This window comes from Streptomyces sp. NPDC007164, from assembly GCF_040634135.1.
In the GTDB taxonomy this organism is placed as follows: domain Bacteria; phylum Actinomycetota; class Actinomycetes; order Streptomycetales; family Streptomycetaceae; genus Streptomyces; species Streptomyces sanglieri.
The window spans coordinates 39510-62991 of sequence record NZ_JBEYFB010000009.1; the positions used below are offsets into that span (position 1 = coordinate 39510).

Here is a 23482-nt window from a genome sequence, read left to right on the forward strand (position 1 = left end):
GGTCAGCCGACCTTCGACGCCAGATCGCCGGCCAGGCCGTTCAGCACCGACGAGGCGCTCTTCCCGCCGTAGATCTCCTGGAGCGCGGCGGCCCAGCTGGTCGTCGCGTCGAAGAACTGCTCCTGCGGGGTGAACTGGATCCTCGTCTCGTCGACGACCGTCTCGAAGGTCTCGATGAACCCGGGGATCGCCCGCATCTTGTCCTTGTACGCGGCGTCCTGGCTCACCGACTTCCGCACCGGGTCGATGTGGTTGTGCTCGATCGCGCCCTTACGCAGATGCTCCTTGCCGGTCGCCCACTGGAGGAACAGCCAGGCGGCGGACTTGTTGCGGCTGCGGGCGTTCATGCCGAGCGACCAGATCCACATGTTCGTGGCGAGCGAGCCGCCGGGGCCCTTGGGGCCGGGGTGGAAGGCGATCTTCCCGGAGGCGGGCGAGGCACCCTTCACCGCCTGGAAGTACGCGGCGGTGTCCGCGTCGAAGAGCATTCCCGCCTTCTTCGCCCCGAGGTCGCCGGAGCACTGGTACCAGGAGTACGAGGTCCAGGACGGCGGCCCGCCCTTCCTGACCATCTCCGCCCAGTCCCGGGTGAACGCGACCGCCTCCGGGGAGTTCATCGCGGGCTTCACCTTCCCGCCCTCGACGGTGAAGTCCTTCAGGCCGTTGCGGGCGTACATCGTCATGAAGCCGGGATGGATCGTCGCCCAGCTGCGCGAGCCGCGCACCGCGACCCCGTACATCCCGTCGAAGCCCGCCGCCGGAGCCCGGCGGGTGATCGCCCCGGCGACCTCGCGCAGCTCGTCGAAGGTCTCGGCGGGCTTCAGGCCGAGCTTCCCGAACACCTCGGTGTTGTACGCGACGACATTGGTCTCCCAGCCCCACGGCAGCGCGTACTGCCCGCCCTGCCCGAGCGGCGCGCCCGCCTTCAGCGACCACTGGTCGGCGGAGAGGAGGTTGGGGAAGAAGTCCTCCCGGTCCCATTCGTCCCCGGTGGCCGAGGAGTTGCGCATCCAGGGGCCGAGGTCCTCCAGCCAGCCCGGCGGCCCGTACTGCCACACCATGTACGCGCCGAGCATGAACACGTCGTAGGAGGCGCGCCCGCTGGAGAGGTCGACGGTGAGCTTGTCGAAGTAGTTGTCCTCCGGGAAGACGTCGTACTCGACCTCGATGCCGGTCTTCTCGGTGAACGCCTTCAGATCGGCGATCAACGCGTCGGTGTACGGATGCTTGTTGAGCAGCGCCTTGACGGTCCTGCCCCTGGCCCGCTTCCAGTCGAAGGAGCCGGTGACGTCGTCGCCCGCGGAGCCGTCGTTCTCGGCCTTGTCACCGCCGAAGCCCGCGCCGCAGGCGGTCAGCAGCGGGGCGGCGGAGGCGGCCGCGGCCGCGCCGATGGCGAGGAACCGTCGCCGGTCGTGCGCGTGCATGTCCATCCGTGACCTCCACGGTCCGGCCGGAGATGGGTGGGGGGCCCGTTCACACGTTGAATCGACTGGTTAACAGAGCTTGGAACAACGAAAGTTGGCCGTCAATCCCTCGCGCAACGGAAATTCTCGGTGCAGAGTGAGAAGTTCACAGAGGAGACCGATATGTGGATGGGCATCGATCTCGGCACGCAGAGCGTCCGGGCGATGGTGGCGGCGGACGACGGCGAGATCCTCGGCAGCGGCTCCGCCCCGCTCACGGGCAGACGTGACGGCGTACGGCATGAGCAGCGGCCTCTCGACTGGTGGACGGCGCTGTGCGCGGCCAGCCGTCAGGCGCTGCGCGACTGCCCCGCCCCGCGTGCGCTGGCCGTCTGCGCCACCTCCGGCACCGTGCTGCTCGGCGACGGGGAAGGCCGGCCGCTGACGCCGGGAGTGATGTACGACGACGGGCGGGCCGTCGTCGAGGCGGCCAGGGCCGAGGCCCCGCCGAGCTGGGCGCTGCCCAAGGTGATGTGGCTGCTGAAGGAGTACGGGGGAGGGGAAGGCGGAGCCGTACGGGTGATGCACCAGGCCGATCTGGTCCTGGCCCGGCTCGCCGGGACGCCGCTGCCCACCGATTCCAGCCATGCCCTGAAGACCGGCTACGACCTGGAGCGGGACGACTGGCCGCGGCGCAGGTTCGGGAAGCTGGGCCTGCCCGACGGGATGTTCCCGGACGTGGTGCGGCCGGGCACGAGGATCGGCGAGGTGGGGCGGGCGGCGGCCGAGGAGACCGGGATCCCGGCGGGCACCGCCGTCGTGGCCGGGATGACGGACGGCTGCGCGGCGCAGCTCGCCTCCGGTTCGCTGACCGTCGGCTCCTGGAATTCGGTGCTCGGCACGACGCTGGTGCTGAAGGGGGTCACCTCGTCGCCGGTCGATGACCCGGCCGGGGTCGTCTACAACCACCGTGCGCCGGACGGGAGCTGGCTGCCGGGCGGGGCCTCCGGCGTCGGCGGCGGGGTGCTGACCGCCGCCTTCCCGGCGGTGGACCCGATCCGCATGGACGCGCTGGCCCGCCCCCTCGAACCGGCGCGGGCGGTGGCGTACCCCCTGGTGGCGACGGGGGAGCGCTTCCCGTTCGTGGCGCCGGAGGCCACCGGGTTCCTGCTCGGCGAGCCCGCCTCCGACGCCGAGCACTGGCTGGCCCTGCTCACCGGCGTGGGCCTGGTCGAACGGCTCTGCTTCGACTACCTCGACCTGCTCGGCGCCCCGGTGCACGACCGGCTCACCTTCACCGGCGGCGCGGCCCGCAGCGGCTACTGGAGCCGGCTGCGCGCCGACATCCTGGGCCGGCCCGTGTGCATCCCGCAGTACAGCGAGCCCGCCCTCGGCATGGCGATCCTCGCCGCGTACGGTGCGGGGGCCGGGACCAGCCTGATCAGTACGGCGGGTGCGATGGTGCGGCTGCGCCACGTGCTGCACCCGAACCCGGTGCGCACGGCGTGGTACACCGAGCCGTACGTCACGCTGGTGGACGAACTGGAGCGGCGCGGCTGGCTCCCCGGCCCGGTCGCCGCCCACGCCCGGACCCGAACGGAACGGCCATGACCGCCCGTGACCGCGCGTACTTGCACGGACGGCCATGACCGCCCGTGGCCACATGTACTTGAACGGACGGCCATGACCACCCGAGATCACACGGACCCGAACGGAGAAGCCATGACCAGGAGCCCGGCCACCCTGCTGCTCGCCCGCCACGGGCAGACCGTCTGGCACGCGGAGAACCGCTATGCCGGGGTCAGCGACATCGCCCTCACCGACGAGGGCCGCCGCCAGGCCCGGCAGCTGGGCGACTGGGCGCCCCGGAACGGGGTCGACGCGATCTGGACGTCCACGGTCGGCCGAGCGATCGAGACCGCGCGGCCCGCGTGCGAGGCGCTCGGCCTCGCCCCCCGGCGCGAACACGAGCTGCGCGAATGCGACTTCGGCGAGGTGGAGGGGCGCACCCTGGCGGAATTCGCGGCCGAGCAGCCGGAATGGGCCCGGGAGTACCGCGCCGACCCGGTGGCCCACCCCTTTCCGGGGGCGGAGGACCCCCGGGCCGCCGCGGCCCGGGGGACGGCGGCGCTGCGCCGGATCGCGGACGGGCACCCGGGGCAGCGGGTGCTCGTCGTCGCGCACAACACCCTGCTGCGGCTGGTGCTGTGCGAACTGCTGTCGATTCCGCTGGGTTCCTACCGCCGGGTCTTCCCGCAGCTGCGGAACGCGGCGGTGAGCGAGGTGCGGATCGGGGAGGCGGGCGGTGCGCTGCTCTCCCTCAACGTGCCCTGCGCGCCGGAGGCACCCGGCGTCAGCCGCTGACGGCCGCCGCCCGGCGCTGCCGTACGACACCGATGGCGCAGAGCACGAGGGTCATGGCACCGGTTGCCAGCAGCTGGTCACGGGTGTCCGGCTGGCGGAGCATCAGGAAGAAGATGCCGGCCATGGCGAGGAGCGCCACCACCGTCAGGAACGGGAAGAACCACATCCGTACCACCAGCAGCTCGGGCGCCACGCGCTCCAGCCGGGCGCGCAGGATCAGATGGGAGACGGCGATGAAGATCCAGACGACCAGGATCACCGCGCCGATCATGTTGAGCAGCCACGGGAACACGTCGTCGGGACGCCAGTAGCTGAGCAGCACGCACAGGAAACCGAACACGGACGAGACCAGCACCGCGGTGCGCGGGACGCCCGAGGAGATCCGGCCGAGCCGCTTCGGGCCCTGGCCGCGGCCGACCAGCGAACAGGCCATCCGCGAGGCGCCGTAGATGTTGGCGTTCATCGCGGAGAGCAGGGCGATCAGGATGACCACGTTCATGATCTCGGCCGCGCCGTTGATGCCGAGGTGGTCCAGCGCCGCGTAGAACGGGCCGACCTCCACGACCTTCGGGTCGTCCCACGGGACGAGCGTGACGACGACCGCCATCGAACCGACGTAGAACAGCGCGATCCGCCACATCGCCGTCCGCACGGCCCTGGCGACACCCTGCACCGGGTTCTCGGACTCGGCCGCGGCGATGGTGACGGTCTCCAGACCGCCGTACGCGAAGACGGAGGCGAGCAGCCCGATCACCAGGCCCTCGGCGCCGTTCGGCATGAAACCGCCCTCACCGCTGAGGTTGGCGGTGCCGGGGGAGTCCGTGCCGGGCAGCACGCCCAGGATCGCCAGCAGGCCGAGGACGAGGAAGAGCGTGATCGCCACGACCTTGAGGGTGGCGAACCAGAACTCGAACTCGCCGAACTTCTTCACCGAGGCCAGGTTGGTGCCCAGGAAGACCACCATGAACAGCGCGACCCAGGCCCACTCCGGGGTGCCGGGCAGCCAGCCGGTGACGATCTTCGCGGCGCCGATGCCCTCCAGGCCGACGGCGACGCAGAGCAGCACCCAGAACGCCCAGCCGGCGGTGAACCCCGCCCAGGGGCCGATCGCCCGCTCCGCGTGGACGGAGAAGGAGCCGGACGCCGGGTTCGCCGCCGACATCTCGCCGAGCATGCGCATCACGAGCATGACCAGCAGCCCGGAGACGGTGTACGCGATGATGATCGACGGGCCCGCGGCGGCGATGCCCGCGCCTGAGCCGACGAAGAGTCCGGCGCCGATGACCCCGCCGAGGGCGATCATCGACAGGTGGCGCTGCTTGAGCCCGTGGGTGAGAGCCGAATCGGCCCCGGCGTCGGAGACGGCGGCCGGGGAGCCGGTGGGGGGAGACGCGGAATTCCGAGACATGGACAAGCTCTGTTCGATCGGTGAGACGTGGGGGACGCACGGTGGTACGTGGGGGGCCGTGCGCGCACAGTCTGAGCACGCGCCCCGCCGAGGGGGAACCACTGTCCGCTATACGGGCACGATGCTCACACAAGGTGCACACCCGGACACGAGGGGCGGCTGGCCGGGTCGTGGCAGGGCCGGTGCCCGCTCGGTCACCGGTCGACCCGGAGTGGAAGCCCGCAGCCGGCCCGGACGGAATTGGCGGGAACCTACAGTCCGCCCCGGCGGCCCCGCCCCGGCCGGATCCCGGTCGCTCCGCCCCCGGCTCAGTGACGAGCATCACGCCGCCGCGCGATTGCCTGCCGCCCTTTGTGCGGACCCCACCAATGCCCAGGTCAACGCTTTGTGGGCCACTGATGGTGATCGGGCGTTAACCCGTGGGCTAACGTCGGGCTCAGTCTGTCCCCACCTGCCCTCACCCCGCGGAGTCCCGATGAGCACTGCTGCCGCCGCCCCTGCCCGCACCGGAGCGGTCCTCGCCGACCTGCTGCCCGCCGCCAGGCACCGTTACGCCGTCGACACGGCCCTGGTCCTCGGTGGCGCCGCGCTCACCGGCATCGCCGCCCAGATCGCCGTGCCGGTCCCCGGCTCCCCGGTCCCGGTCACCGGCCAGACCTTCGCCGCGCTCCTCGTCGGCACCGCGCTCGGCGCCCGTCGCGGCTTCCTCTCCCTCGCGGTGTACGCGCTGGTGGGCATGGCCGGCATGCCGTGGTTCTCCGAGGGCACCTCCGGAATGGGCTTCCCCTCGTTCGGCTACGTCCTCGGCATGCTGCTCGCCGCCTCCGTGGTCGGCGGCCTCGCCCGGCGCGGCGGCGACCGCTCCGTGCTGCGCACCGCGGGCACCATGGTGCTGGGCTCCGCGATCATCTACGCCGTCGGCGTGCCGTACCTGGCGCTGGCCACCGGCATGTCGGCGAGCGCCGCGATCGCGGCCGGCCTGGTGCCGTTCCTGATCGGTGACGCGCTGAAGGCCGCGCTGGCCATGGGCGCGCTGCCCGCGGCCTGGAAGCTCATCGGCCGCCGGGGCTGATCCCGTAGCTCCCCCCGAAGAGGCTCGCCGGGTCGTGACGCGACACCAGACCGGCGAGCCTCTTCTGCGTCCGGGCATCGTGGAAGCCCTCGGTCCGGTCACCGCCGCCGAAGGAGAAGCCGAGCGACCGGCCCAGGGTGCCGGGGGCGAGCAGCCCGGCCACCTCCGCGTACAGGGCCCGCACCGACGCCACGTCCGTACCGTCCAGCGGTGAGAGCAGCCGCAGCAGGAACCCGGCCTCGCGGTAGGGCACCGCGTTGTCCACGGCGGGCCGGGCGGCGAGCGCCCCGCCCAGGTGGTTGAGCTGGACCACGGTCATCATCGGCGCCTTCGGCCCGGTCAGCTCCAGCACGCGCGCGGCGAGGCCCGCGTCCAGGTCGTCGAGCACCACGCTGTCGCCGTAGTAGGCGTGCGGGAACGGCGGGTCGCTGTGAATGGTGTGGCTGTCGGCGTACGTCATCTCCCGCAGCGAATCCGCCGCGGCCGGCCCGATCGCCCGCAGCGGCGCGACCAGCCGCTCGCCCTCGGCCGCGCTGCCGGTGTACGCGACCCGTACCGAGATCACGTACCGCCCGCGCAGCGGCTCCGGCAGCTGCGGGAGGTCGGGGTAGCGGATCGCCGCCAGCGAGGACGTCAGGGTGTCGGGCACGGTGCGGGTCCACTCCAGATAGCGGCCGGCCACCTCGGCGGCGACGCCCCGTTCGTCCCCGTCCCCGTCCCCGTGGAAGGCGATCGAGCCGCCGTACAGCCGCGCGGCCTCCACCAGGCCGATCTCCATGGCGGTCACCACGCCGAGCCGGTGGCCTCCGCCGCGCAGCGCCCAGAAGAGACCGGGCTCGCTGTCCGGGGAGGCATGGCGCAGCACCCCGTCGGCGGTCACCACGTCCAGCGCGTGCACATGGTCGGCCGCGTATCCGAACTCCCTGGCCAGGACGGAGAGCCCGCCGCCGAGGGTGTACGAGACCGCGCCGACCGACGGGGACGATCCGTTCAGCGGGGCGAGACCGTACGGCACGGCGGCCTCGATCACCTGCCCCCAGGTGACGCCCGCGCCGATCCGGGCGGTGCGGCGGACCGGGTCGATCTCGACGGAGTCCATCCGGCGGGTGCTGATCAGGACCCCGCCCTCGATGGCGCCGGGCTGCCCGTGGCCGGTGGCATGGACGCGGACCGGGAGGCCGCGCGCGGCGGCGTCGGCCACGGCGGTGCGTACGTCCTCGGCACGGGCGGCCTCCACGACGAGGTCGGGGCGGATCGCGAAACCGGTCTGGAAGCCGGACGGGGCGGTGGTGGTCATGGAAAGGCTCCGATCGCTCGCTCGGTGGCGTTGCGAGGGAGAGCCTTTCCGGTAAACCTGACAACGGCCGTCAGGTATTGGCGGGTGTCTTCCCGGCCGTGCGGTTCCGGCGGTTCACGGCCTCGCGGACCAGCGAGACGGCCACCACCAGCGCCGCGACGAGCAGCGAGAGCAGCACCTGCTCACGTCCGCTGTCGTCGGTCAGCATGTAGACCAGGACGAACGAGATCATCGCGATGGTCGCCCAGGTCAGGTACGGGAAGAGCCACATCCGTACGACCAGCTTCTCCGGCGACTCGCGCAGGATCATGCCGCGCATCCGCAGCTGGGTGAAGCAGATGACCAGCCAGACGAACAGCGCGACCGCACCGGAGGAGTTCAGCAGGAACTGGAAGACGGTGTCGGGCCACTTGTAGTTGAAGAACACCGCGACGAAGCCGAAGACCACCGAGGACAGGATCGCGGCCTGCGGCACGCCCCGCTTGTTCGTCCGGGCGAACGCCTTCGGCGCGTCCCCGCGGCCGCCGAGCGAGAAGGCCATCCGGGAGGCCGTGTAGAGGCCGGAGTTCAGGCACGACAGCACGGCGGTGAGCACGATGACGTTCATCACCTGTCCGGCGTGCGGGATGCCGATGGAGTTGAGGGCGGCGACATAGCTGCCGTCCTTCACGATCGACGCGTCGTTCCACGGCAGCAGCGTGAGCACGATGAAGATCGAGCCCAGGTAGAAGACGGCGATCCGCCAGATCACGCTGTTGGTGGCCTTCTGGACGGCGCGCTGCGGGTTCTCCGACTCGCCGGCGGCGAGGGTGACGATCTCGCTGCCCATGAAGGAGAAGACGACCATCAGCACACCGGTGAGGATGGCGCCAGGCCCCTCGGGGAAGAAGCCGCCGGTGTCGGTGAGGTGCGCGAGCCCCGCGCCGGGGTTGTCCGACCCCGGCAGCAGCCCGAAGACGGCGAGCAGTCCGACGACCACGAAGGCGCCGATCGCCACGACCTTGATCCCGGCGAACCAGAACTCGAACTCGCCGTACGACCCGACCGAGACCAGGTTCGTCGCGGTCAGCACCACCATCACGATCAGCGCCCACGCCCACTGCGGGACGCCCGGCACCCAGCCCTCCAGGATCTTGGCACCCGCCGTGGCCTCGACGGCGAGCACCACGACCCAGAAGAACCAGTACAGCCAGCCGATCGAGAAACCGGCCCAGCGGCCCAGCGCCTGGTCGGCGTAGGCGGAGAAGGAGCCCGAGCTGGGGCGGGCCGCGGCCATCTCGCCGAGCATCCGCATCACGAAGACGACCATCAGGCCGACCAGCGCGTACGACAGCAGGATGGCGGGTCCGGCGGCGGCGATACCGGCGCCCGAGCCCACGAAGAGGCCCGCGCCGATCACGCCGCCGATGGCGATCATCGAGAGATGGCGGTTCTTGAGTCCCGGCTTGAGGCCGTCGGGGGAGTGGGGGGAGTCCGGCTCGGCAGGCCGGTCGACCGGCCCGGCCGTGGTCGTCTGCGACGTCATGGATCGAATCCTCACGTTCTCGGATCACGCGATGCGCGTCCGGCCGCCGCAGTGGGGTGCGACGGCGAGGGATGCATTGAAGCCCGGCGAACGGTAAAAGTGGAACCCCTTCTTCCGAATCGTTGACCCGATCGTTGCCGATGTGTCCCCGCTCACACGGAATCCGCGCATCGCGGTCACCCGGAGTCCGCCGCAGGTCCCGCGCGGACCGGCCGGAACGTTCCGACCCCGATGGCGGCTACCCCGCGTCGCACGTGCCACACTCGGAGCATGCGCGTGTACCTCGGCTCGGACCATGCCGGCTATGAACTCAAGAACCACCTCGTCGAGTGGCTCACGGCCCAGGGCCACCAGCCCGTCGACTGCGGCCCCCACATCTACGACGCCCAGGACGACTACCCGCCGTTCTGCCTGCGTGCCGCCGAGCGGACGGCCGCGGACCCGGACAGCCTCGGCATCGTGATCGGCGGCTCCGGCAACGGCGAGCAGATCGCCGCCAACAAGGTCAAGGGCGTCCGTGCCGCGCTGGCCTGGAGCGAGCAGACCGCCGCCCTGGGCCGCGAGCACAACAACGCCAACGTGGTCGCCATCGGCGGCCGGATGCACTCGGTGGAGGAGTCCACCAAGTTCGTCGAGATCTTCCTCGCCACCCCGTACTCCGGCGAGGAGCGTCACACCCGTCGCATCGAGATGCTGACGGCGTACGAGACGACCGGCGAGCTCCCCCCGATCCCGGCCCACCACCCGCAGCAGGGCTGACCGGCCCACCCACCCGCTCGCTGTGCCGCCGGTGCCCCCGGCGGCACAGCCATGTCCGCCCCGCATCCCACCGAGGAGGGCCACCGCCGTGCCCGAGGGACACACCATCCACCGCCTCGCCGCGGACCACCGGGACAGGTTCGCCGGGCGCCCGGTGCGGGTGAGCAGCCCGCAGGGCAGGTTCGCCGCGGGCGCCGCGCTGCTCGACGGCCGGCCCCTCACCGACGTGGACGCCCACGGCAAGCACCTCTTCCTCGGCTTCGGGGGCGCCGGCTGGGTCCATGTCCACCTGGGCCTGTTCGGCAAGCTCGGATTCGGTACGGTCCCGGCCCCGCCGCCCACCGACACGGTCCGGCTGCGTCTGCTGAACGAGGAGCACCACGCGGATCTGCGCGGCCCGACGGCCTGCGCGCTGATCACCGAGCCGGAGAAGCGCGCGATACACGACCGCCTCGGCCCGGACCCGCTGCGGACCGACGAGGACGGCGAGCGGGCCTGGCTGCGGATCTCGCGCAGCCGGATCACCGTCGCGGCCCTGCTGATGGACCAGAAGATCATCGCGGGGGTCGGCAACGTCTACCGCGCGGAGGTGCTGTTCCGGCACGGGATCGACCCGTACCGACTGGGCAGGGATCTCACGCGCGCGCAGTGGGACGCGATCTGGGCGGACCTGGTGGTGCTGATGCGCGAGGGCGTGCGGAACAACCGGATCGACACCGTCCGCCCCGAGCACCTGCCGGAGGCGATGGGCCGCCCGCCGCGCGTCGACGACCACGGCGGCGAGGTGTACGTCTACCGCAGGGCCCGGCAGTCCTGCCACATCTGCGGTACGGAAATCCGCACGGCGGACCTGGCGGCCCGGAACCTGTTCTGGTGTCCGGGCTGCCAGCCCATGGTTTCGGCGGGCTGAGGGCTGTCCCACCGGGAATTACGGGTCAGCCCTCAGAACCCGCGCGGCAGCCACGGCGCCACGTCGGACAGGAACGCCGACGACGCCTCCGCCAGCGCGCCCGACCGCAGCTCCCGCACCCGCCCGGCCAGCCCCAGCGAACTCAGCGACTCGCCGCCCAGATAGGCCGAGCCCAACTCCCGTACCGAGAGCTCCAGATCGGCCGGGTCCTCGGTCCGACGGCAGGACGCGACGCCCTTCTCGTCGGCCGTGAGCCGCCAACGCCCCGCGTTCCAGGGGCAGAACGCGTCCTCCACCTCGAACACCACGTCCAGCGGGCCCCGGTAGGACCGGGCCTCCAGCGCCGCACCCAGCTCCACCAGGCGCACGTGGAGCGAATCGCGGACCCGGATGTTGCACCGCCGTACGTCCGACACCAGGTGCAGCACCGCGTCGTCCACCGGCCGGTTGCGGGCCACGACCGTCGTCATCAGGTCGATCTCGAAGACGAACCGCCACAACGCCGCGTACGCCGCCGGGTCCAGGGCGGCCAGGTCGTTGACCACGACGGTGCCCTTGGGACCGGACGGCTCCCACTCCGGCTTGATGTGATACGTCACATGGCCGACGATCTCCCCGTCCCGCTCCGCCAGCACGCACTGCTGCGCCGAGGAGCCCTGCCGGCTGGCGACCGGGTCGACCATCGGCTTGCGCTCCCAGCCGGGCGCGTGGACCGGGACGCCGGGACGGCCGGAGACCAGCCGCTCGTACACGCTCTCGCACGCGGCCATCGCCTCGTCCGGCTTCGCGTGGCGCAGCCGCACCTCGTCCGTGCCCGGCGGCACGTCCAGCCGGATCCGGTCCTTCTCGATCGTCATGGACATCTGCCGCGAGGCGGCGCCGTAGCCGAACCGGCCGTAGATCGCCGGTTCCGAGGCCGTCAGTACGGCGAACGGCTCGCCCAGCGCGCGGATGTCGTCCAGCTGCCGGCGCATCATCGAGGTCAGCAGCCCACGCCTGCGATGCGTGGAGGCGACGCTCACCATCGTGATCGCTGCGGCGGGCACCAGCGCCCCGCCCGGCACGGCGACCCGGAAGCTGAACGCCCCCGCCGTGCCGACCACGTCGTCACCGTCCCAGATGCCGAGCGACCGCTCGTGCTCGGTCAGCTGCTCGAACAGCTCGCGCTCCTCGGGAGTCTCCGGGTCCCCGCCGAACGCCAGCTCCAGACACCCGAACCATTGGTTCCATTCGGACGGACGCAGTACGCGAAGCTCAGTAGTCATGGGCCATGCCTACCAGGGGCAAGGCACCGGGGGCGACCCGATTTCGAACGCATTGTCGCGGGGTCCCCCTGCACCTCGGGCGGCCGGGTGGATAGGGTCCCCGCAATGGCCCGTCGCGCAGGAGCAGACACGTACCCGGCCCGATTGCGGAAATCGGCGCACCGGGCACGCATCGCGCTGCGCAAGTCCGGTGTCGACTACTTCCGCGGCGACGGATCGGACTGGATCGCGCTGGCCGGTCTGCTGCTCACCATTCCGGCCATCACCTGCGCCACTCTCTTCGACCCGGTGTGGTGTTCCCCGGCCGCGCTCGTCCTGCCGATCGTCGCGGGCGGCCTGCTGCTGCGCCCGGCCAGCCTGCTGGGCCTGTACGCGACCGCCGCCACCGCCCTGATCGTGGAGTCGGTCGGGCTCGGCCCGTACGGCGACGGCCCGGCCCGGGTGACCCCCGGCATCGTCCTGGTGGTCGCGGCCTGCGGCTTCTTCGGGCTGATCCTCGCCCAGTTCCGGGCCAGGGTCGGGGTGCCGTGGCGGCGCGGCGGCACCATGCTCTTCGACCTGCGCGAACGCATCCGGGTGCAGAGCGCCCTGCCCCGGCTGCCGCAGGGCTGGCACCGGGAGATGGCGCTGCGCCCGGCGGGCGGGCAGTCCTTCTCCGGGGACTTCGTCGTCGCCGCCCGCACCAACGGCGGGCGCACCCTGGAAGCCGTACTCACCGATGTCTCCGGCAAGGGCATGGACGCGGGCTCCCGCGCCCTCCTGCTGTCCGGCGCCTTCGGCGGGCTGCTCGGCTCGCTGCCCCCGCACGGCTTCCTGCCGGCGGCCAACGGCTATCTGCTGCGCCAGGACTGGGACGAGGGGTTCGCCACCTCGATCCATCTGGTCCTGGACCTCGAATCGGGCGACTACGAACTCCTGTCGGCCGGCCACCCGCCCGCCCTCCAGCTCCACTCGGGCAGCGGCCTGTGGGAGGAGAAGGCGGCCGAGGGGCCGCTGCTGGGGGTGTACGACGGGGCGCAGTTCGACGCCGTGAAGGGCTCGCTGGCCCCCGGCGACGTGCTGATGCTCTTCACGGACGGCCTGGTCGAGGCGTCCGACCGGGACATCGCGGAGGGCATCGACCGGCTGACCGGCGAGGCCGACCGCTATGTCGCCACCGGTTTCGAGGGCGCGGCCTGGCATCTGATCGAGGCGTGCGCCAAGGACGTCAACGACGACCGGGCGCTGCTGCTCCTCTCGCGCAGATCCTGAGCCGCGGGACACCGGCGTCTCCGGGCACGGGACCGACCCGGGCCGAAGCCCGTCTCCCCGTACCCGGAACGCCACGGGTGCCGGCTCAGGCCGGGACCGAGAGCTTCCCGGATTCGCTGTCACTGCCCTCACCCCGGCCCCGCCCGCCCGGCAGGATGCGGGCCAGCCAGTGCGAGCGCCCGGCCGCCAGCGGGGAGACGACCGCGAGGACGAGCACGTACCCGGCGATGAACGGCGGGAGCCGCTCGTCCAGCCCCGCGCCGGCCGCCATCGTGGCGAGGATCAGCGCGAATTCGCCGCGTGCCGTCAGGGTGGTGGAGATGTTCGCCGCGGCCTGCGGGCCGAAGCCGTAGACCCGTGCGGAAACCATGCCGGAGAGGATGTTCATCGCCGCGGTCAGCGTGACGGCGGCGAGCACGGGCCACATCACTCCCGGCAGATCGCCGGGGTTGATGGAGAGCCCGAAGGCGAAGAAGAAGATCGCCCCGAAGGCGTCGCGCAGCGGATGGACCAGCTTGAGGATGCGCCCGCCCGACGTCGTGCTGCCGAGCATCAGGCCCACCATGAAGGCGCCGATCGCGTCCGCGACCCCGAACCACTCGGAGACCCCCGCCACGAACACGGCGGCCCCGAGGAAGGAGATGACGAGCAGTTCGTCGTCCGAGGTGTGGATCAGCTTGCTGATGAGCTTCGTGCCGAACCGGGCGGTGAGCGCCAGCAGCAGCAGGAAGCCGAACGCCTTGCTTCCGTCGAGCACCGCGGCGGCAAGGCTGTCCGAGCGCGACAGGATCGGTTGCAGGGCGGCGAGGTAGAGGGCGAGGAAGACGTCGTCGACGACGATGATGCCGAGGATCGTCTTGGTCTCCGGGCTGGCCAGGCGTTTAGTGTCGACCAGGATCTTGGTCACGATGGCCGATGACGAGATGCCGATGACCCCGGCCAGGACGAGGGCCTCCGAGGTGCCCCAGCCCAGCACGAAACCGAAGGCGAGCCCGGCGCCGACGTTCAGCGCCAGGTAGACGGAGCCCGCGACGAGCATCTTGCGGCCGCCGGTCTTGAGGTCGTCGAGGTGGAATTCGAGACCGAGGTAGAAGAGCAGCAGTACCAGACCGAGCGCGGAGAGCATCTCCAGCTCGTGCGGGTCGGCGACGAGCACGATCCCGGGGGTGTGCGGGCCGAGCAGGATTCCGGCCAGGATGAACAGGGGGATGGTCGGCAGTCCGATGCGGCTGCCGACGCGGGCGAGAACGGCGGCGGCCAGGAAGGCGCCGCCCATGGCGATGAGCGTGTCTGCGTGTCCGATGAGCCCGGTCCTTCGTTAGGTCAAGAGAGCGTCAAGAAAGCGTCAGTAATTAGTTTACCGAACGATTGACCTTGCAACTATGTGCCCCCTCAAGGCGCCGCCCCCCGAACCCCCGCCCCGACCTGCCCGGATCCGCCTCCCCCCGGGCGGACCTGGGGTTTTCCCCACCCCCGATCCGCCAGCAGCCGCCATGTCCCCGGCCCGCCCCGATCCGTAGGTTCGAATCACGGCCGAAGAAGCGGCCGTCGAGCAACGGAAGGCGGACACCATGGGGCTGCGACGCAGCAGGCAGCGCGCGCAGGACGGGCAGTACACGACGGACTTCCACCACGGGCCCGTGCCCGTGGACCTCGCCGTCGAACTGCGTGGTGTCCGCAGGCAGTACGGCCGCGGCGGCTCCGCCGTCCACGCGCTGCGGGGCATCGACCTCGCCCTCCCGCGCGCCACCTTCACCGCCGTGATGGGCCCCTCCGGCTCCGGCAAGTCGACCTTCCTCCAGTGCGCGGCCGGACTCGACCGCCCCACCGAGGGCTCCGTACGGCTCGGCGGCACCGAGATCACCGGCATGAGCGAGAACCGGCTCACCGAACTGCGCCGCACCCGCCTCGGCTTCGTCTTCCAGTCCTTCAACCTGCTGCCGTCCCTCACGGTCGAGCAGAACGTCGTCCTGCCCATGCGCCTGGCCGGACAGCGCACCGGCTCGGCCCGCAGCCGCCGCGAAGCCACCGAGATGCTCGACCGGGTCGGCCTCGGCGACAAGGGCGGCCGCCGACCCGCCCAGCTCTCCGGCGGCCAGCAGCAACGCGTCGCCGTCGCCCGCGCCCTGGTCACCCGCCCCGACGTGATCTTCGCCGACGAGCCGACCGGCGCCCTCGACACCACCACCGCCGCCGAGATCCTCGCCCTGCTCCGCAACGCGGTGGACGGCCTCGGCGCCACCGTCGTCATGGTCACCCACGACCCGGCCGCCGCCGCCTACGCCGACCAGGTGCTCTTCCTCGCCGACGGCGCGATCGTGGACCGCCTGCCGCGCGCCGGTGCATCCCAGATCGCCGCCCGGATGGCCGCACTGACCGCCCGGACCGCCCCCGCCCACGCAGGAGCAGCAGCCTGATGTTCAGCCCGCACGCCCCGAACGGCCTCGCCCGCGCGGCCGTCCGCTTCAAACCCTCGTCGTTCATCGGGACCTTCGTCGCGCTCCTGCTGGCCGCGGCCGTCGTCTCGGCCTGCGGCATCCTGCTGGAGACCGGCCTGCGCGCCTCCGTCCCCGCGGACCGCTACGCGAAGGCCCCCGTGGTGGTCGCCGCCGACCAGAAGGTCCACATGACGGTCGGCAGCGGCGAGGGCGCGTACGACGCCGCCCGCCCCGTACCGGACACCGCGCGGCTCCCCGAATCCCTGGTGCGCAAGGTCGCCTCGGCCTCCGGCGCGGCGGCCGCGATCGGGGACGTGAGCTACCCCGTACGACAGGGCGGCGCCCCCCTCACTGCTCATGGCTGGGGTTCCGCCGCCCTCACCGGCACACGGCTGCTCACCGGCGAGGCGCCCGGGACCGGCGAAGTCGTCGTCCCCACCGGCACCGGGGCCCGGGCCGGCGAGCGGATCACCCTCGACACCCCCGCGGGCGCACGGGAGTTCCGCGTCGCGGGCACCACCGCCACCGATGCCACCGCCTGGTTCGCCGACCGGCAGGCCGTCGAGCTCTCCGGCCACCCCGGCCGGGTCGACGCCATCGCCGTGCTCGCCGACCGGGGCACCACCACCGACACCCTCGCCGGTCAGGTGCGCGAGGCCGTCGGCCACACCGCCGGTGCCGAGGTCCACACCGGTGACGGCCGGGGCGCCGTCGAGGACGCGGAACTCGCGGGCGCCACGGAACTCCTCGTGGGCCTCGGCGGATCCTTCGGCGGCGTCGCCACCATGGTCGCCGTCTTCACCGCCGCCGGCACGGTCGCCCTCTCCGTCGGCCAGCGCAGCCGCGAGTTCGCCCTGCTGCGCGCCATCGGTGCCACCCCGCGCCAGCTGCGCCGCTCCATCGCCACCGAATCCCTGCTCATCGCCCCGCTGGCCGGAGCGCTCGGCTGCCTGCCCGGAATCGCCCTGGCCCATTGGTGGTTCGGGCAGCTCCAGGACCGGGGAGCCATCCCGGGGCCCGTCGATCTGCACCTCTCCTGGCTGCCGCCGGCCATCGCCACGGCCGCCACGATGCTCACAGCGCTGTGCGCCGGATACTTCGCCGCCCGCAAGCCGTCGAAGAGCAAGCCGGGGCAGGCCCTCGCGCAGTCCGCAGTGGAACGCCCCCCGTTCGGCTGGGTCCGCACCCCGCTCGGCATCGCCGCCCTCGTCGGCGGCGGACTCTTCGCAGGCGTCGCCGCGTCCACGAGCGGCGAGGACGCGGCGAACTCCGCACTCGGCGTCGTCATGTTCTTCATGCTCGCGGTGGGCCTGCTCGGCCCGCTGATCGCCCGGATCTGCGCCGCCGTCATCGGCCTCCCGCTGCGCGCGGCAGGCGCGTCGGGCTCGCTGGCCGCCGCCAACTCTCTGACGAACTCGCGCCGCCTGGCCTCCGCGATCACCCCGATCGTGCTCGCCATGGCCTTCTCCTCCACGCTCGTCTTCATGCAGACCAGCGAGGAGCGGGTGATCGCCCAGCAGCAGCGCGACGCCATCACCACCGACCACATCGTCTCCGCCCCGGGCCCGCTCGCCTCCGACGCGACCGAACGGGCCGCCGCCACACCCGGTGTCACGACCGCCGTCGGGCTGCTCCGCAGCTCCGTCCTGGTGCCCACCGGATCGGGCGGGGACCGCAGGCTCCAGAGCACCTCCGCCCAGGGGATCACCGGCTCCGGCGACGACCTCACCGAGGTCCAGGACCTCGACGTCAGGACCGGATCGCTCACCGGCCTGCGGCCCGGCACCGTCGCCGTCGACACCACCCTCGCCGACTCCTCGAAGGTCGGCACCGGCGACCGGCTGCCCCTGCGCCTCCCGGACGGCACCAAGGCGAACCCGAAGATCGTCGCGGTCTACGGACGTGGCCTCGGCACCAGCCTCGTCACGTTCCCCGCGGCCGACCTGAAGGCCCATCTGACCTCGCCGTACGTCTCCGACGTGCTGGTACGGGCCACCCCCGCCGCAGCGCAGAAGCTCACCGCGCTCGGCACCGTCACCGACCGCTCCGGCTACGCCGCCGCACAGGACAAGGACCGCGAGCTCAATGCCTGGGCCAACACCGTCATGGCCTCGGTGCTCGGCGGATTCGCCGCCGTCGCCGCCATCAACACCCTGGTGATGACCGTCCTGGACCGCCGCCGCGAACTGACCATGCTGCGCCTGGTCGGCTCCACCCGCCGCCAGGTCATGGGCATGATCCACTGGGAGACACTGCTGGTCACGGTGGCCGGCGCCGCGCTCGGCACCGCGATCGCCCTGGCCACGCTCTTCCCGATGATGAAGGGCCTGACGGGCGAATCGCCCTACATCCCGCCGGTCCTGTACGGGAGCTTCGTCGCCGCGACCGTCGGCCTCGGCCTCGCCGCCACCCTGATCCCGGCCCGGGCCGCCCTGCGCACATCGGCCGCCCGTCCGTAGAGTCGGCCCATGACCGAGCCGCACGCACACCTGACCCTCGCCGAAGTCGAGGCGATCGCCCGCGAGGCCCACGCCGAGCAGCGGGACAAGGCGGGACGCCCGTACACCGAACACCTCGCCGCGGTCGCCGAGGGGGTACGGATCCGGGGCGGCAGCGACGAACAGATCGCCGCGGCCTGGCTGCACGACGCGGTCGAGGACGACGCGCTGCCGGCCCGGTGGCTGGCGGAGGCGGCGCTGCCGCAGCAGGTGAAGGACATGGTCCTCGCCGTCACCAGACGTGACGGCGAGGACCTCCGTGCGTACACCCGGCGCATCCTGGACACCCCGGGCGCCCTGCTGGTCAAGGAGTCCGACCTGGCGCACAACGCCGACCCGGCCCGCCTCGCCGTGCTGGAACCGGCGACCCGTACCCGGCTGACCGCGAAGTATGCGCAGGTACGGGCGATGCTCGGGCTCACCCCGGGCGAATCGACCGCCGAGCAATCGGTTCAAGCCAACACGGCGAAGGACTGATCCACTTCTCCGCCCGGCTCAGAGCCGGGCGGAGGCCCGCCGGAACGCCCAGTCCATGTCCGGCTCCGTCACCGGGCGCAGCACCCGCCGCACCGGCGGCGTGCACATCAGCGTCACGGCGACCGCCGCGACCACCGAGACGAGGACCAGGCCGACGGGGTCCGCGAGCCAGTCGTAGACGTCGAACACTCCGGCGTACCCGGCTCCCTTGATCAGGAAGCCGTGCAGCAGATAGCCGCAGATCGTGCCGGCGCCGAGCACCGTGAACCACATGTGGCGGCGCGGCACCCAGGCCAGGAAGCCGATGGTGAGCAGCAGCGCGCAGCCGAACATCGCCAGGGTCATCACGGCACCGGACCACCACGGCGCGCCCATCTCCTGCGCGCTGTTGCTGCGGTAGAACCAGCCCAGCTGCATCCGCGGCGCCACCCAGTACGCGAACAGCAGGGCCCCGGCGAACAGCGGCAGCGCGGCCATCCGCACCTCACGCCGGCGCACCAGCTCGAAGTGTTCGGGCCTCAGCCGCAGCCCCAGCACGAAGAACGGCAGGAACTGCAGGACACGCTGGAGATCGAGGTCGTCGCCGATCGTCGGGCAGAGGGAGGCGAGCACGGCGATGACCAGCGCCACCGGCAGCGGATGGCGCAGCGCCTGCCAGATCGGCGTGGTGATCCGCCAGACGAACAGCGCGATCAGGAACCACGTGAGGTACCAGGGGTCGAGCAGGCTGACCGACGGATCGGCCGTGTCGTCCGCGTACCGCTTGAACAGGGAATACGCCGTCTCGAACACCACATAGGGCACGGCGACGCCGGTGACCAGCCGCTTCACCTTCGCGGCGGACATGTCGAAGGAGCGGGAGAAGTAGCCGGAGACGATGATGAACGCCGGCATGTGGAAGGTGTACGCCACCATGTACAGCGCCCGGGCGGTCCGGCTGCCGTCCATCACCGGTTCCCACGAGTGCGCCACCGCGACGAGCACGATGGCCAGATATTTGGCGTTGTCGAAGTAGGCATCACGCCGCTTCGCCGGCGCGGAGCCCGGAGGCTTGTTCGCCACCGGCGCCGGGGGTGGCGCGGTGGCTGTCGTCGTCCCTCGGTGTCTGGGCTCCGACTCCCGGGTCGCCGATGGGAGCGGGGCCCTCTGAAATACGTTCGGAGCGTGGAACATCTCATGCACCTTAGACGCCTCGATTGCAATTCGTAAAACCGCTCGGAGATATCGAGTGTTCCTGCCCCATTCGAAAGTGAAACCACCTGCAACCGCCCGCTATGCACCGATTCATCCACCTTAAATGGTGCATAACGGCAGGCGGTTGGGGTGCGTGAATTTAATCGCACTCGAAGCTTGGAATTGCATGTGAATGAAGTGTGTGGGTATGGAAACCGTCACATTCGCAAGCCATTGCGAATGATCGATCCACAGTTCACTCACAGGAATGCGGAAACACCGCGCGCGGGCCCGTGGGGCGGGGGCGGGGCGCCGTGCGACCCCTCGTGCGGCTGTGCGCCCCGAGTGCGCGCGGGGCGCAAGGATGGCGCAATCCCGTCACTTCGATCCGTCACCCGGCAGCGACCACAGGGGAGTTGGTGGCACGATGGACGGGACGGAGGAGTGCCAGGCCGCACACCTCCGGGCCGGCAAGGCGGACCGACCAAGGGTGTGAGCAGTCGTGGCCATTTCACTGTCTGTGGTGCTGATGTTGGCGATCATCCTGGTGGTCCTGATCCGGGGCGGCTCGATCAAGCCCGGGCCGGCGATCGTCGCGGCGCTCTTCGGCTTCTTCCTGGCATCGACCGGCATGGCGCCGTCGATCAACAGGTTCATGAACTCGATAGCGGAGACCATCAATCAGATCTCCTTCTGAACCCGGCCGGTCCGCCGCCCGCGCTCCGGCACGGGCGGCGGACCGCGCAACGGCGAAGCGCATACGGAACGCAAAAGGCCCGGTCCGGCGAGGAATTCGCCGGACCGGGCCCAAGCATGGAGCGGGCGACGGGAATCGAACCCGCGTAGCTAGTTTGGAAGACTAGGGCTCTACCATTGAGCTACGCCCGCAAAGCCGCACCGCAGGTCCGGGGACCGGCGGCACGTGAAGCATCGTAGCGGGTCGCGGGCGCTGCCCGCACACCCGATTGCGGCCACCCGGTGTCGCGTTCGGTGACGCCCGCGCAAAGCGGCCGATGCACTGCCCGACTGCATGTACCCTACGTGTCGCACCGACGGGGTGTGGCGCAGCTTGGTAGCGCGTCCGCTTTGGGAGCGGAAGGTCGTCGGTTCGAATCCGGCCACCCCGACCACCGGCAAGATCAGGGATCATCGCGAGCAGGATCCCGGGACCACCCGCAAGATCGCAGACCACGGGCAAGATCGCATTGTGGGAGTCCGACTCCTTGCCGTTACTATGCAAAATGCGTGCCCGTGTGTCTGATGTACCGGGCTCGGTCCGCGAAGCCGCCTCCAGTGCGGTGGAGCAGAACCCCAAGAAGTCAGCCACAAGGAGACCGAACCGTGAAGAGCGCCGTGGAGACCCTGAACCCGACCCGGGTTCGGCTCACTGTCGAGGTGCCCTTCGAGGAGCTCAAGGACAGCCTCGACGCGGCGTACAAGAAGATCAACCAGCAGGTCACGGTGAAGGGCTTCCGCAAGGGCAAGATCCCTGCCCGGGTCATCGACCAGCGCTTCGGCCGCGGTGCGGTGCTGGAGGAGGCCGTCAACGACGCCCTCCCGAAGTTCTACACCGAGGCCGTCAACGAGGGTGAGCTGAACGTCCTCGGTCAGCCCGAGGTCGACATCACCGAGCTGAAGGACGGCGAACTGCTGGCCTTCACCGCCGAGGTTGACGTACGCCCCGAGATCGAGATTCCGGACTACTCCGGCATCGAGGTCACCGTCGACGCCCTTGAGGTCAGCGACGAGGACGTCGAGAAGGCCGTGGAGCAGCTCCGCGAGCGCTTCGCCTCCACCGACCCGGTCGAGCGCGCCGCCGCCGAGGGCGACGTCGTGACGATCGACCTTGAGGCCAAGGTCGACGGCGAGGTCCTGGAGGACGGCGTGGCCGAGGGTGTCTCGTACACCATCGGTTCCGGAGAGCTCCTCGACGGCATCGACGCCGCCGTCACCGGCCTGGAGGCGGGTGGCGAGGCCACCTTCACCTCCGAGCTGAAGGGCGGCTCCGCCGAGGGCAAGGAGGCCGAGGTCACCGTCAAGGTCGCCACCGTCGCCGCCCGTGAGCTCCCCGAGCTGGACGACGAGTTCGCCCAGATGGCGAGCGAGTTCGACACCCTCGACGAGCTGAAGGCGGACAGCCGCAAGCGCCTGGAGAGCACCAAGCAGTACGACCAGGCCACCCAGGCCCAGGAGCGCGTCCTGGAGGAGCTGCTCAAGCTCGCCGAGGTCCCGATCCCGGAGAAGCTGCTCGCGGACGAGGTCCAGACCCGCAAGCACAACCTGGAGCACCACCAGCTCGGCCAGATGGGTCTGACCCTCGACAAGTACCTGGAGATCCAGGGCAAGACGGCCGAGGAGTTCGACGCCGAGACCTCCGAGCAGGCGGTCAAGGGCATCAAGACCCAGTTCGTCCTGGACGAGATCGTCAACAAGGAGAAGCTGAACGTCAACCAGGAGGAGCTCACCGAGCACCTCATGCGGCGCGCTGCTTCCTCCGGCATGAGCCCCGACCAGTTCGCCCAGGCCGTCGTCGAGGGCGGCCAGGTGCCGATGCTCGTCGGCGAGGTCGCCCGCGGCAAGGCGCTGGCCGTGGTCGTCGAGGCCGCCAAGGTCGTCGACACCAACGGTGAGCTCGTCGAGCTGGAGGACGACGAAGAGGCAGCGGAGGAGGCCGTCGAGGCCGCCGAGGGCACCACCGAGGCCGCTGCTGAGGTCGCCGAGGCCGCCGAGGAGAAGAACGAGGCCTGAGCCTCGCGCTGAACCCGAACGACGGGCTCCGGACGCATGTGCGTCCGGAGCCCGTCGCCGTATGGCATACGGTGCCCCACAACCCTTGTGCGGACTGCGGACCTTGCGCTCCCAGCGAACAGTTGCGGAAGCGGGATGGCGTTGTCCCACCTGCGCGTTAGGGTCCATGAATAGGAAGGGCAGGGGAGTCCCCGCCCACCCGGTACGAAGACGCTGAGACGGCCGGAGCCGTCAGAGACGAGCAGGTGGATACGTGACGAATCTGATGCCCTACGCCGCCGGAGAGCCGTCCCTCGGTGGAGGCCTCGGTGACCAGGTCTACAGCCGGCTGCTCGGCGAGCGCATCATCTTCCTCGGCCAGCAGGTCGACGATGACATCGCCAACAAGATCACCGCGCAGCTGCTTCTTCTCGCCGCGGAGCCCGAGAAGGACATCTACCTCTACATCAACAGCCCCGGCGGTTCGGTGACGGCCGGCATGGCGGTCTACGACACCATGCAGTACATCCCGAACGACGTGGTCACCATCGGAATGGGCATGGCGGCCTCGATGGGCCAGTTCCTGCTCACCGGCGGCACCGCGGGCAAGCGCTTCGCGCTCCCGAACACCGACATCCTCATGCACCAGGGTTCGGCCGGCATCGGCGGAACGGCCTCGGACATCAAGATCCAGGCCCAGTACCTGCTGCGCACCAAGCAGCGGATGGCGGAGATCACCGCCCGTCACTCCGGCCAGACCGTCGAGACGATCATCCGCGACGGCGACCGCGACCGCTGGTACACCGCGGAGGAGGCCAAGGAGTACGGCCTCATCGACGAGATCATCACGATCGCATCGGGCGTTCCGGGCGGCGGCGGCACCGGCGCCTGATCCGGTCACCGGATCCGGCGCCA

Annotated in this window: 19 protein-coding genes and 2 tRNA genes; 13 read left to right on the forward strand and 8 right to left on the reverse strand. The window is 71.1% G+C overall.

All coding sequences use genetic code 11. The features are described from left to right. Window positions 1-2: 2 nt before the first annotated feature. Window positions 3-1430, reverse strand: coding sequence for a sugar ABC transporter substrate-binding protein (locus ABZ622_RS14850; protein WP_360543053.1), 1428 nt, complete (start codon window positions 1428-1430; stop codon window positions 3-5). A 156-nt stretch (window positions 1431-1586) separates the two neighbouring features. On the opposite strand from ABZ622_RS14850, the gene ABZ622_RS14855 reads away from it, so the two are divergent. Then, window positions 1587-3014, forward strand: a complete 1428-nt coding sequence (locus ABZ622_RS14855; protein WP_360543276.1) for an FGGY family carbohydrate kinase — start codon at window positions 1587-1589, stop codon at window positions 3012-3014. Window positions 3015-3125: 111 nt separating this feature from the next. Next, entirely contained in the window at window positions 3126-3767 is a 642-nt protein-coding gene (locus ABZ622_RS14860; protein WP_360543055.1) for a histidine phosphatase family protein, read from the forward strand. Here ABZ622_RS14860 and ABZ622_RS14865 read toward each other — a convergent pair. Beyond that, window positions 3757-5175 (reverse strand): amino acid permease, encoded by a 1419-nt coding sequence (locus tag ABZ622_RS14865; RefSeq protein ID WP_360543057.1) that lies wholly within the window; start codon window positions 5173-5175, stop codon window positions 3757-3759. The two genes, ABZ622_RS14860 and ABZ622_RS14865, sit on opposite strands and share 11 nt — an antisense overlap. 475 nt (window positions 5176-5650) lie before the next feature. Between ABZ622_RS14865 and ABZ622_RS14870 the strand changes: the two genes are divergently transcribed. Then, window positions 5651-6247 carry a biotin transporter BioY gene (locus ABZ622_RS14870; protein WP_259931165.1) on the forward strand — a complete coding sequence of 199 codons (597 nt, stop codon included), beginning with the start codon at window positions 5651-5653 and terminating at the stop codon, window positions 6245-6247. Here ABZ622_RS14870 and ABZ622_RS14875 read toward each other — a convergent pair. Beyond that, on the reverse strand, window positions 6228-7544 hold the full coding sequence (locus tag ABZ622_RS14875; protein ID WP_360543059.1) for an FAD-binding oxidoreductase: 1317 nt from the start codon (window positions 7542-7544) through the stop codon (window positions 6228-6230). The genes ABZ622_RS14870 and ABZ622_RS14875 overlap by 20 nt on opposite strands. Before the next feature lie 70 nt (window positions 7545-7614). Next, complete coding sequence (locus ABZ622_RS14880) at window positions 7615-9069, reverse strand: amino acid permease (RefSeq protein ID WP_360543061.1); 1455 nt, start codon at window positions 9067-9069, stop codon at window positions 7615-7617. A 270-nt stretch (window positions 9070-9339) separates the two neighbouring features. Here ABZ622_RS14880 and ABZ622_RS14885 point away from each other — a divergent pair, with 270 nt between their 5' ends. Together ABZ622_RS14885 and ABZ622_RS14890 are read left to right on the forward strand one after the other, a co-directional pair. Then, window positions 9340-9828 (forward strand): ribose-5-phosphate isomerase, encoded by a 489-nt coding sequence (locus ABZ622_RS14885; RefSeq protein WP_360543063.1) that lies wholly within the window; start codon window positions 9340-9342, stop codon window positions 9826-9828. Window positions 9829-9916: 88 nt separating this feature from the next. Continuing rightward, the gene (locus ABZ622_RS14890; RefSeq protein WP_360543065.1) at window positions 9917-10738 is read left to right on the forward strand and encodes a DNA-formamidopyrimidine glycosylase family protein; all 822 of its coding nucleotides are present in this window, start codon (window positions 9917-9919) and stop codon (window positions 10736-10738) included. Between the two features lie 32 nt (window positions 10739-10770). Here ABZ622_RS14890 and ABZ622_RS14895 read toward each other — a convergent pair whose 3' ends face one another. Further along, the gene (locus ABZ622_RS14895) at window positions 10771-12003 is read right to left on the reverse strand and encodes a GNAT family N-acetyltransferase (RefSeq protein ID WP_360543067.1); all 1233 of its coding nucleotides are present in this window, start codon (window positions 12001-12003) and stop codon (window positions 10771-10773) included. 105 nt (window positions 12004-12108) lie between these two features. Here ABZ622_RS14895 and ABZ622_RS14900 point away from each other — a divergent pair, with 105 nt between their 5' ends. Next, complete coding sequence (locus ABZ622_RS14900; RefSeq protein ID WP_360543069.1) at window positions 12109-13254, forward strand: PP2C family protein-serine/threonine phosphatase; 1146 nt, start codon at window positions 12109-12111, stop codon at window positions 13252-13254. An 85-nt stretch (window positions 13255-13339) separates the two neighbouring features. Here the strand turns inward: ABZ622_RS14900 and ABZ622_RS14905 are convergent, their stop codons facing one another. Next, a complete protein-coding gene (locus tag ABZ622_RS14905; RefSeq protein ID WP_360543071.1) occupies window positions 13340-14530 on the reverse strand; it encodes a cation:proton antiporter in 1191 nt (396 codons plus the stop codon). Between the two features lie 295 nt (window positions 14531-14825). On the opposite strand from ABZ622_RS14905, the gene ABZ622_RS14910 reads away from it, so the two are divergent. The 3 genes from ABZ622_RS14910 to ABZ622_RS14920 are packed head-to-tail and all read left to right on the forward strand — an operon-like array spanning window position 14826 to window position 18667. Then, window positions 14826-15671, forward strand: a complete 846-nt coding sequence (locus tag ABZ622_RS14910; RefSeq protein WP_360543073.1) for an ABC transporter ATP-binding protein — start codon at window positions 14826-14828, stop codon at window positions 15669-15671. Further along, window positions 15671-18151 (forward strand): FtsX-like permease family protein, encoded by a 2481-nt coding sequence (locus tag ABZ622_RS14915; RefSeq protein WP_360543075.1) that lies wholly within the window; start codon window positions 15671-15673, stop codon window positions 18149-18151. Before ABZ622_RS14910 ends, ABZ622_RS14915 begins: the two co-directional genes overlap by 1 nt. 9 nt (window positions 18152-18160) lie before the next feature. Continuing rightward, the gene (locus ABZ622_RS14920) at window positions 18161-18667 is read left to right on the forward strand and encodes an HD domain-containing protein (RefSeq protein ID WP_360543077.1); all 507 of its coding nucleotides are present in this window, start codon (window positions 18161-18163) and stop codon (window positions 18665-18667) included. An 18-nt stretch (window positions 18668-18685) separates the two neighbouring features. On the opposite strand, the gene ABZ622_RS14925 is transcribed toward ABZ622_RS14920, so the two are convergent. Then, window positions 18686-19840, reverse strand: coding sequence for an acyltransferase family protein (locus tag ABZ622_RS14925; protein WP_360543079.1), 1155 nt, complete (start codon window positions 19838-19840; stop codon window positions 18686-18688). A 502-nt stretch (window positions 19841-20342) separates the two neighbouring features. Here ABZ622_RS14925 and ABZ622_RS14930 point away from each other — a divergent pair. Continuing rightward, window positions 20343-20537, forward strand: a complete 195-nt coding sequence (locus ABZ622_RS14930; protein WP_124717718.1) for a hypothetical protein — start codon at window positions 20343-20345, stop codon at window positions 20535-20537. 117 nt (window positions 20538-20654) lie between these two features. Here the strand turns inward: ABZ622_RS14930 and ABZ622_RS14935 are convergent. Continuing rightward, window positions 20655-20728: transfer RNA gene (locus tag ABZ622_RS14935), tRNA-Gly, on the reverse strand. A gap of 165 nt (window positions 20729-20893) precedes the next feature. Here ABZ622_RS14935 and ABZ622_RS14940 point away from each other — a divergent pair. The 3 genes from ABZ622_RS14940 (at window position 20894) to ABZ622_RS14950 (ending at window position 23459) form a co-directional block, all read left to right on the forward strand. Next, window positions 20894-20970: transfer RNA gene (locus ABZ622_RS14940), tRNA-Pro, on the forward strand. Between the two features lie 211 nt (window positions 20971-21181). Further along, a complete protein-coding gene (gene tig, locus ABZ622_RS14945; RefSeq protein WP_360543081.1) occupies window positions 21182-22588 on the forward strand; it encodes a trigger factor in 1407 nt (468 codons plus the stop codon). A gap of 265 nt (window positions 22589-22853) precedes the next feature. Beyond that, window positions 22854-23459, forward strand: a complete 606-nt coding sequence (locus ABZ622_RS14950; RefSeq protein ID WP_164495234.1) for an ATP-dependent Clp protease proteolytic subunit — start codon at window positions 22854-22856, stop codon at window positions 23457-23459. The last annotated feature ends 23 nt before the right edge of the window (window positions 23460-23482 follow it).